The sequence below is a fragment of the Romboutsia sp. 1001713B170131_170501_G6 genome (genome assembly GCF_015668195.1).
Taxonomy (GTDB): Bacteria; Bacillota; Clostridia; order Peptostreptococcales; family Peptostreptococcaceae; genus Romboutsia_C.
Genome location: NZ_JADPFC010000018.1, coordinates 1 through 9188 on the forward strand (window position 1 = coordinate 1; position 9188 = coordinate 9188).

Here is a 9188-nt window from a genome sequence, read left to right on the forward strand (position 1 = left end):
GTAGGAGTTTGGACCGTGTCTCAGTTCCAATGTGGCCGATCACCCTCTCAGGTCGGCTACTGATCGTCGCCTTGGTAAGCCGTTACCTTACCAACTAGCTAATCAGACGCGGGTCCATCCTGTACCGCCGGAGCTTTGATATCTTTACCATGCGATAAAAACATATTATCCCGTATTAGCATACCTTTCGGTATGTTATCCGTGTGTACAGGGCAGGTTACCCACGCGTTACTCACCCGTCCGCCGCTCTTCACCGAAGTGAATCGCTCGACTTGCATGTGTTAGGCACGCCGCCAGCGTTCATCCTGAGCCAGGATCAAACTCTCAAATAAAAGTTGTTACCTGCTCAGACTATCATTATCTGAATATCTGGCTTGGTTGTTTTCGATTCTTTTAAGAATCAGTTATATAAATTAACCTACTGTTTAATTTTCAAAGTTCATTTTAAGCGACTGTGTCGGCGCTTACTTTTTTGTTTTTGCCCTTTTCTTAAGGACAAGTAATACTATATCACCTTACATTTATATCGTCAATACTTTTTTTAAACTTTTTTTAATTTTTTTCTTAATCTATTATTAACTCTGATTTAGTCTATGTATTTTTCTACATTTCATACTAATTTTTATATTTATTTATTGATATAAGAAATCTTTTTTACAAGCTTCCTTATATCAATAAATACTATTTCTCTAATAGTTGTATCATTCTACTTATATCTAAACCTAAGACATGTTCTCCGTCTATAATAGTTAGAGGAATAGACATATACCCCATACTTATCAACTTTTTCTTAGCATCTAAGTCTTTCGATATATTATATTCTTTATATTCAATATTTTTATTTTTTAGAAACTCTTTAGCTTTTATACATTGTGGACATGTATCACTAGTATATATCTCTACTACTTTCATTCTTTCTGCTCCTAAGTATTTATTTTGTTATGCTTGTATTTTCTTTTATATTATATTAGATTATTATTAACTCATTATTAGTATATAATATAATATATAATTTATTTTTTCTAAGTTAATATATTTAATAATACAAAAAATCGCATTATTATTCAATATAACTCTACATTTTAGGAGGATTTTAATATGAGCAAAAAGGTATTGATTATGTCTGCTTCAACTGGTGGAGGTCATAATAGAGCTGCTCGGGCAATTAAAGAGGAGTTAGAACAAAAAACGATAGATGGTTTTAATATACAATGTGAAATAGTGGATAGTTTAAAATTAGTTAATAATACAATGGATAAAATAATATCTAGAGGATATGAAAAGTCTGCTATATATACCCCAAAAGCTTACGGTAGTGTATACAGATTTTCTGAGACCTCTCTTGTTTCTAAAAATGAGTTTAAAGGTAATTTGCTTACATCTTTAATGGCAAAAAAATTCAAAAAGCTTTTAAATGATTCTAAACCTGATTTAATTATAGGTACACATCCCTTCCCTATGATAGCTTTAAGTACACTAAAAAAACATAGTGATGGAAGTTCTGATCACGGTTTACATCTAGGTGATCACCATAATACTATAGATGTGCCTCCAATGATCTCTGTACTTACAGATTATACTACTCACTCTACATGGATACAAAATGAAATAGACTATTATATAGTAGGTCATGAGTATGTAAAAGAATTGCTAGCATATGAAGGCGTTGATACTGAAAAAATTAAACCTTTTGGTATCCCCGTAGAAAAATCATTCTTAAGTAATAGAGAGAAAGAAGAGGTTTTAAATGAATTAGGTTTATCTTCTGATAAACTTACAGTTCTACTTATGGGAGGAAGCTTTGGTGCTGGTAATATAAAAGAAACCTTAGAAGAATTACTAGATATTGATAGAGATTTTCAAATTTTAGTCATTACGGGAAGAAATGAATCTTTAAAAGAGAAACTTGAAAAGAAATTAGCTACTCACAATCATAATAAAAATATATGTGTACTTGGCTACACTAATAAAATGAATGATATACTTGCTTCTATTGACGTTTTAATAACAAAACCTGGTGGTTTAACTACTACAGAAGCTTTATTAAAAGACGTTCCTATGATTGTTCCATATTATATTCCTGGACAAGAAGAAGAAAACTTAGATTTTCTTTCAAATTGTGGTGCAGCTCTTAGAACGACTAAAAAGTATACTCTTTCAGTTTTACTGAAAGTACTAATAGATGATCCATCTAGATTAGATATGTTAAAGAAAAATATAAAATCTATAAGAAAATTTAATTCTTCTCAAAATATAGCTAATTTAGTTGAGGATGTATTACTATCTATGAATTAGTATTAATTAAATTTACATAATAAATGCCCAATGAATAATATCCTTTGGGCATTTTACAATTATCTATATATTAGTATGTAGGTTCATAAAAATCTTCTTCATAATCATATTGATACTTCTTATAATTATTCCTAAAGCACGAGTTTTTGCTTTTCTGAGCTTTACTGTTTTTTTTCTTTATTAATAAGCTCATATCATCAGATTCTGTAAACTTTGTTTTTCCTTTAGATTTTAAGTTTTTTTCTCTTTTTTCTTTCAAAGCTTTTCTCTCTTCTAGGCTCATTGTTGATTTCATTTTATTCTCCTATAAATAATTTTGAATGAATTTATTAAAATTATACATTAACTCATTGTTTAATTCAACAAGTGTACCCTATATTATTTGAGTAAATTTATATCAATAAACGACAAAAAATCGAGGTAAATTCCTCGATTTTTTATATTTCTCTTCTTCCTTCTAAAGCTTTTGATATAGTTACTTCATCAGCATACTCTAAGTCTCCACCTACTGGTAGACCATGAGCAATTCTAGTAACTTTTATCCCCATAGGTTTTAAAAGTCTAGCTATATACATAGCCGTAGCTTCCCCTTCAATTGTTGGGTTTGTAGCCATTATTACTTCTCTTACATCCTGATTTCCTAATCTTTGGATTAGCTCTTTAATTTTTATCATATCAGGTCCAATACCATCCATAGGAGATATAACTCCATTTAATACATGATATTGCCCCTTAAATTCTCTTGTTCTCTCCATAGCAGCAACATCTCTAGGATCTTCTACTACACATATTACACCAGCATCTCTGTTTTTATTAGAACACATACTACAAGGGTCTGTGTCTGTTATATTACAGCATACTGAACAATATTTTATTTCTCTCTTAGCTTCTAAGATAGCTTTAGATAAAGACTCTACATCATTAACATTCATGTTTATTACATGGAAAGCTAATCTTTGAGCAGTTTTTCTACCTACCCCTGGAAGCTTTGAAAATTCTTCTATAAGCCTAGCTATAGGCCCTGTATAAGATTGCATATTATCACCTACTAGAATAACCCTGGTATGTTCATTCCTCCAGTTAATTTACCCATTTGAGATGATTGCATTTCATCAACATTTCTTAAAGCTTCATTTATAGCACTTAATACTAAGTCTTGTAACATCTCTATGTCATCTGGATCAACAACTTCAGGTTTTATATTTATATCTAAAACTTCTTTCTTACCGTTAACTTTTACAGTAACAGCTCCTCCACCAACTGAAGCTTCTATTTCCTTAGCTTCTAATTCTTCTTGCATCTTTTGCATGTTTTCTTGCATCTTTTGAGCCTGCTTTAATAAATTATTCATATTTCCAGGCATCATTCCGCCTCCAAAACCTCTTTTAGCCATTTTAAATTCCTCCTTAAAACTATTTTATTTTAATATTATATCATATTAGTGTTTATTATTTACTTTCATTTTCTTCGACACTATCTTTTATTTCTAGTATCTCCTCATTTACTATACTTTTTAGAATCTCCTCACCTTTGTCAACTTTTCCACTCTTTATTTCTAAGTCTATGTTTTTAACTTCAGATTCTAATATTATTTTTATATTAAAACTTCTACTTATAGTTTCCCTTATTACTTTTTCTATATATGCTATAGTATCAGGTTCGCTTAGTCTTTTCTTAGCAAATGCAAATCCATCTGAGTATATTAGATACAACACATTTTCATATACATTAAAACTACTTACATCACCTAATAAGAAGTATACTGGCATTTGTTTACTTTGCTTATCATCCTTTATACTCTTTCTAATCTTAGGCCATGATGACTCTATAAGCTTAACATCTTCACTTTTAACAGATTCGTATACTACTTCATCTGTCTCTATTATTTCTTTTTCCTCTATTATATTATTAGTATTCTCTATATTGTTGCTATTAACCTTTATATTTCCACTCTCTATTTTCTTCTCTAAATTCTCTATTCTCTTTATTAAAGCTTCTTTACTTTCATCAAACATAGGTTGGGCTATTTTCATCATAGTAACTTCAGCTAGAACCCTTGGATTTGATGAGCTTTTCATGCTATCTTGTGTAACAGATAATATATTTAAAACTCTTATAATATCATTTACATCTACACTTTCAGCTTGGGACTTTAATTTATCTATAGTCTCTTCTGGTAAAGAAATTATCTCATCTAATTCAGTTGACACCTTACAAACCATAAGATTTCTAAAATGGTCTATTAAATCATTAATTAAATTTCTTATATCCTTACCCCAAATTACAAATTCATTTAGTGCTTGAAGAGAGTTTTTTGTATCTTGATTTATTATGAACTGAGACATCTCAAATAATTGCTCTATATTTACTGTTCCTAATAATTCAACTACATCTTTGTATTCTATTTTGTTACCACCAAAAGATATACATTGATCTAATATACTTAAGGCATCTCTCAGTGCACCTTGTGCATTTCTAGCTATTAGGTTAAGTGCTTTATCTTCAACTTCTATATTTTCCTCATTGCATATCTTTTTCATTCTTTCAGACATATCATTAACCGTAACTCTTTTGAAGTCAAATCTTTGACATCTAGATAGTATTGTAGCCGGTATCTTATGAGGTTCAGTTGTAGCTAATATAAATATTATATATGATGGTGGTTCTTCTAATGTCTTTAAAAGTGCATTAAAGGCCCCTTGCGATAACATATGAACCTCATCTATTATGTATACCTTATATTTAGCCTTTGTAGGCGAATATTTAACACTTTCTCTAAGCTCTCTTATATCATCTACACTATTGTTAGATGCCGCATCTATCTCTACAACATCCATTATATTATCATTTATTATATCCTTACATACTTCACATTCATTACAAGGCTCTTGGTCTTTACTTTGCACACAATTAACTGCTCTAGCAAATATTTTAGCCGTAGATGTTTTACCTGTTCCTCTCGTTCCTGTAAATAAATATGCATGTCCTACATTATTATTTTCTATCTGATTCTTTAACGTTCTTATTATATGTTGTTGGCCTACGACATCTTCAAAATTTTGTGGCCTATATGCTCTATATAATGCTTTATGCATTCTTATCTCTCCTTAAATAAACTTCATACAATTAATCTATTTTTATCTAATTATATCATCACATTACTTATATTTTAAATGATAGTATTTATTTTTATATAAAATACAACCTATATTAATTATTAGCGTTATTAAATGTAAATATATACTAATCAAGCTAAGTTTATTTTAAAATATAAATTATCTTAACTAATTTCATTAAAGGTATAAAAAACATATTTTTATACCATGTCTATTAACCATTTTGTATATATTCATTGATATATTTCTAAAATTATGTATATAATATAAACTTCATGATTTTCTTACAATTAAAAAAAATCCCTTATAATAAGAGATTTGTTTTTATATATTAAAGCTGTACACCATCTATTGATTTACTCTCATAGGCGTTACCTAAACAGTTAGCTCAACTTAGGCACCCCTACGGCACACGGAAGTGATCACTTACCGCTGCTTCCTTCCGGATCTGACGGAGTTCATGAGCTCCCATTGCGTAGGACCTAAGTGTCAACACCACTTATTTAGGGCAGCCCTACAAGATGTAAACCTCTAGATGGAATTCAATCCTGCTATAGCGGATTGCAGGTTACAGGGCACCGCTACCTCCCCATCTAGTACAGCAAACTTATAACCATATTTAAATTTCCTCTGGCGGAGAGAGTGGGATTCGAACCCACGATACGCTTTTGACGTATACTCACTTTCCAGGCGAGCGCCTTCGACCGACTCGACCATCTCTCCTCATTATCTTTTCCTAAGCGCTCTAAAAAATTCCTGTAATATATTAGAACATTCTTCTTTTAAAACACCGAATAAGACATTTATATTATTTCGTTCATAGTAATCAGTCTTAAATTTATGCTGATTTTCTGTATATTCGTTTTTTATATGTTTAGTTCCTATTATAAGCTTTTTTATTCTAGAATTAACTATAGCCCCACTGCACATAATACAAGGTTCCATTGTAACATATAATTCACAATCAATAAGTCTCCATCCACCTAAGTTTCTAGCAGCTTCTCTTATTGCTACAATCTCAGCATGAGCTGTGCTATCATTTAAAGTTTCAGTTAAATTATGTCCTCTACCTATAATATTGCCATCTTTAACTATTATGGCTCCTATAGGAGTTTCGCCTTTTTTAAAGGCTTTATCTGCTTCTTTCAAGGCTTCTTTCATATATAGTTCTTTATTCATATTTCCTCCTAGAACTTATAACACTTCTATATTATCATAGTTACATTTATAATTCAACTGAATTTTAATTTATTTGTACAAGTTAAAATTAGTTACTATTACAAAATTCTTCATTATAAGCAATATTAAACAATGTAAATTGGCTATATTTATAACTTAAATAGACTATAATATCATTAGATTACAAGAGCTTAATTTATGAGGACTATCTATAGCTCATATTTTTCTACACTACATACAATTTCATCCTATTTCTTGTTAAAAATATTATATCACTATATATAAAGACCAACAGAAATCTGTTGGCCCTTATATATAAATAATAGTCTTTCTAATATATGTCTAAATTGTCTTAGATATTATAATTCTTCTTTCTTTATAACATCTACACCCATGTATGGTCTTAATACTTCTGGAACTACTACTGAACCATCTTCTTGTTGATAGTTTTCTAATATAGCAGCTAAACTTCTTCCTACTGCTAATCCAGATCCATTTAATGTATGAACGTATTCTGCTTTAGATTTTTTGTCTCTCTTGAATCTTATACCAGCTCTTCTAGCTTGGAAATCTTCAAAGTTTGAACAAGAAGATATCTCAACGTATCTGTTGTAACTTGGCATCCATACTTCTAAGTCATATTTAAATGCTGCAGTGAACCCTAAGTCTCCTGTACATATCTTAACAACTCTGTAAGGTAATCCTAATAATTGTAACATTTTTTCAGCATCATTAGTTAATTTCTCTAACTCATCGTAAGAATCTTCTGGTTTAACAAATTTAACTAATTCTACCTTGTTGAATTGATGTTGTCTTACTAATCCTCTAGTATCTCTACCAGCAGAACCTGCTTCAGATCTAAAGCATGGAGTATATGCACAATATTTTATTGGTAATTGGTCAACTGTTAATATTTCATCTCTATGTATATTAGTTACAGGAACTTCAGCAGTTGGTATTAAGAAGTAATCAACACCTTCAACTTTGAACATGTCTTCTTCAAACTTAGGTAATTGACCTGTTCCTATAAAGCTAGTTCTATTAGCCATGAAAGGGGGTAAAACTTCTGTATATCCATGCTCAGCTGTATGAGTATTTAAGAAGAAGTTTATTAACGCTCTCTCTAATCTAGCTCCTAATCCTTTGTATAAAGTGAATCTTGAACCTGTTATTTTACTTCCAGTTTCAAAATCTAATATTCCTAATCCTGTTCCTATATCCCAGTGTGCCTTATGTTCAAAGTTAAACTCTGTAGGTTCTCCCCAAGTTCTTATTTGAACATTATCTTCATCTGTTGTTCCTTGTGGAACATCAGGATGAGGAACATTTGGTATTCTCATTAAGTTGTATTCCATCTCTGCTTCTACAGCTCTAACTTTTTCATCCATTCCTTTTATCTTATCTGATAATTCTTTAAGTTGAGCTTTAGCTGCTTCTACATCTTTACCTTCTTTTATTAATTGAGGTATTTTCTTAGATTCTACATTTAACTCATTCTTCATTACTTCAACTTCTTTAAGTAATTCTCTTCTTTCGTCGTCTAATCTAACTACAGCATCTAAGTCGAATTCCTTTTCCCCTCTTCTATCCATAGCTTTTTTTATATCTTCTAAATTTTCTCTTATTCTTCTGACATCTAACATTGCTAATTCCTCCTTATATTTTATAATTTATTTTACTTTAATTTACCTATTTAAAACTTATAACTTCTGTTAATCTACCAGCGCTAGTAAATTAATTTTAGTTATAAATAACGTTTTCTAATACATGTATTTTTATCTAAAATCTTAATCTTAGGGCAATTGTTGTATTAAAAAAAGACCTTCATTCCCCTATGAAAGGGACGAAAGTCTTGTTATCCGCGTTGCCACCCTAATTGGTTATATAAAAATATAACCCTCTCAAACCTGTAACGTAGGTATACGTCTCGCCTTATATTCGGCAGAAGCTCCAGAATAGATTCAAAAACCATTGTAATGAGTTCACACCTACCACTCACTCTCTGAATACAAACTTGCTCTTTACTAATTTCCTTCAAAGCTTTTTATTAATTCTTCTATTTGATAATCATTATATTATATATATTATCAAGTTTCAATAGTATTATTCAAAAAAAATTTTTAAGTTAAAAAAAATTAAATTTTTATAACATCTAACTCTAGCTATTTCAATGCATTCTGATATTTTTAATTTAATTATATATTTTTATTTGTTAGGTTGAATATATGATATAAAAAACAATTATCTTTATTTTTTGCATAAAAAAAGATTACGTGGCTACGTCTTACTCTCCCAGGGGGTCGCCCCCCAAGTACCATCAGCGCTAAAGAGCTTAACTTCTGTGTTCGGTATGGGAACAGGTGTATCCTCTTTGCTATAATAACCACATAATCTTTATCTTTTAGAGTTAATACTCTGAAAACTGTATATCATTTAGAGTTAAAAATCACTTCGTTCATGTCGCCAACGATATAATCCTTGCTCACGCTTCGGTTATATCCGTTGCTCAAACATTTATTTTGGTCAAGTCCTCGACCTATTAGTATCGATAAGCTAAATACATTACTGCACTTACACCTTCGACCTATCAACCAGGTA

General features: G+C 30.4%; 8 protein-coding genes, 1 tRNA gene, 3 rRNA genes, 1 other RNA gene and 1 other annotated feature. Of the genes, 1 reads left to right on the top strand and 12 read right to left on the bottom strand.

Going from position 1 to position 9188, the window contains the following annotated elements; genetic code table 11:
- A 16S ribosomal RNA gene (locus tag I4U89_RS15175) occupies nt 1-332 on the bottom strand; the annotation flags it as partial.
- Between the two features lie 349 nt (nt 333-681).
- On the bottom strand, nt 682-912 hold the full coding sequence (locus I4U89_RS15180; RefSeq protein WP_195941107.1) for a glutaredoxin family protein: 231 nt from the start codon (nt 910-912) through the stop codon (nt 682-684).
- Between the two features lie 186 nt (nt 913-1098).
- Between I4U89_RS15180 and I4U89_RS15185 the strand changes: the two genes are divergently transcribed.
- On the top strand, nt 1099-2295 hold the full coding sequence (locus I4U89_RS15185; protein ID WP_195941108.1) for an MGDG synthase family glycosyltransferase: 1197 nt from the start codon (nt 1099-1101) through the stop codon (nt 2293-2295).
- Between the two features lie 70 nt (nt 2296-2365).
- On the opposite strand, the gene I4U89_RS15190 is transcribed toward I4U89_RS15185, so the two are convergent.
- The 10 genes from I4U89_RS15190 to I4U89_RS15235 all read right to left on the bottom strand — a co-directional run.
- Nucleotides 2366-2590, bottom strand: a complete 225-nt coding sequence (locus I4U89_RS15190; RefSeq protein ID WP_092921363.1) for a hypothetical protein — start codon at nt 2588-2590, stop codon at nt 2366-2368.
- 142 nt (nt 2591-2732) lie between these two features.
- On the bottom strand, nt 2733-3332 hold the full coding sequence (recR, locus tag I4U89_RS15195; protein WP_092921361.1) for a recombination mediator RecR: 600 nt from the start codon (nt 3330-3332) through the stop codon (nt 2733-2735).
- 11 nt (nt 3333-3343) lie between these two features.
- Nucleotides 3344-3688: a YbaB/EbfC family nucleoid-associated protein gene (locus tag I4U89_RS15200; protein WP_092921359.1), complete on the bottom strand. Its 345-nt coding sequence runs from the start codon at nt 3686-3688 to the stop codon at nt 3344-3346.
- A 55-nt stretch (nt 3689-3743) separates the two neighbouring features.
- Entirely contained in the window at nt 3744-5390 is a 1647-nt protein-coding gene (gene dnaX / locus I4U89_RS15205; protein WP_195941109.1) for a DNA polymerase III subunit gamma/tau, read from the bottom strand.
- A gap of 358 nt (nt 5391-5748) precedes the next feature.
- Nucleotides 5749-6013: signal recognition particle sRNA large type (gene ffs / locus I4U89_RS15210), an RNA gene on the bottom strand.
- Between the two features lie 29 nt (nt 6014-6042).
- A tRNA-Ser gene (locus tag I4U89_RS15215) sits at nt 6043-6134 on the bottom strand.
- Nucleotides 6135-6137: 3 nt separating this feature from the next.
- Entirely contained in the window at nt 6138-6590 is a 453-nt protein-coding gene (locus I4U89_RS15220) for a nucleoside deaminase (RefSeq protein ID WP_195941110.1), read from the bottom strand.
- Between the two features lie 359 nt (nt 6591-6949).
- Complete coding sequence (serS, locus tag I4U89_RS15225; RefSeq protein WP_195238867.1) at nt 6950-8233, bottom strand: serine--tRNA ligase; 1284 nt, start codon at nt 8231-8233, stop codon at nt 6950-6952.
- 193 nt (nt 8234-8426) lie between these two features.
- Nucleotides 8427-8637, bottom strand: a binding site (T-box leader).
- Nucleotides 8638-8861: 224 nt separating this feature from the next.
- Nucleotides 8862-8978, bottom strand: a 5S ribosomal RNA gene (rrf, locus tag I4U89_RS15230).
- Between the two features lie 131 nt (nt 8979-9109).
- Nucleotides 9110-9188, bottom strand: a 23S ribosomal RNA gene (locus I4U89_RS15235); the annotation flags it as partial.

Excerpts from the sequence above, each read along its gene's own strand:
- I4U89_RS15190 (WP_092921363.1), bottom strand. The coding sequence starts at position 2,590 with ATGAAATCAACAATGAGCCTAGAAGAGAGAAAAGCTTTGAAAGAAAAA.
- I4U89_RS15200 (WP_092921359.1), bottom strand. The coding sequence starts at position 3,688 with ATGGCTAAAAGAGGTTTTGGAGGCGGAATGATGCCTGGAAATATGAAT.
- recR (WP_092921361.1), bottom strand. The coding sequence starts at position 3,332 with ATGCAATCTTATACAGGGCCTATAGCTAGGCTTATAGAAGAATTTTCA.
- dnaX (WP_195941109.1), bottom strand. The coding sequence starts at position 5,390 with ATGCATAAAGCATTATATAGAGCATATAGGCCACAAAATTTTGAAGAT.
- I4U89_RS15185 (WP_195941108.1), top strand. The coding sequence starts at position 1,099 with ATGAGCAAAAAGGTATTGATTATGTCTGCTTCAACTGGTGGAGGTCAT.
- I4U89_RS15180 (WP_195941107.1), bottom strand. The coding sequence starts at position 912 with ATGAAAGTAGTAGAGATATATACTAGTGATACATGTCCACAATGTATA.
- serS (WP_195238867.1), bottom strand. The coding sequence starts at position 8,233 with ATGTTAGATGTCAGAAGAATAAGAGAAAATTTAGAAGATATAAAAAAA.
- I4U89_RS15220 (WP_195941110.1), bottom strand. The coding sequence starts at position 6,590 with ATGAATAAAGAACTATATATGAAAGAAGCCTTGAAAGAAGCAGATAAA.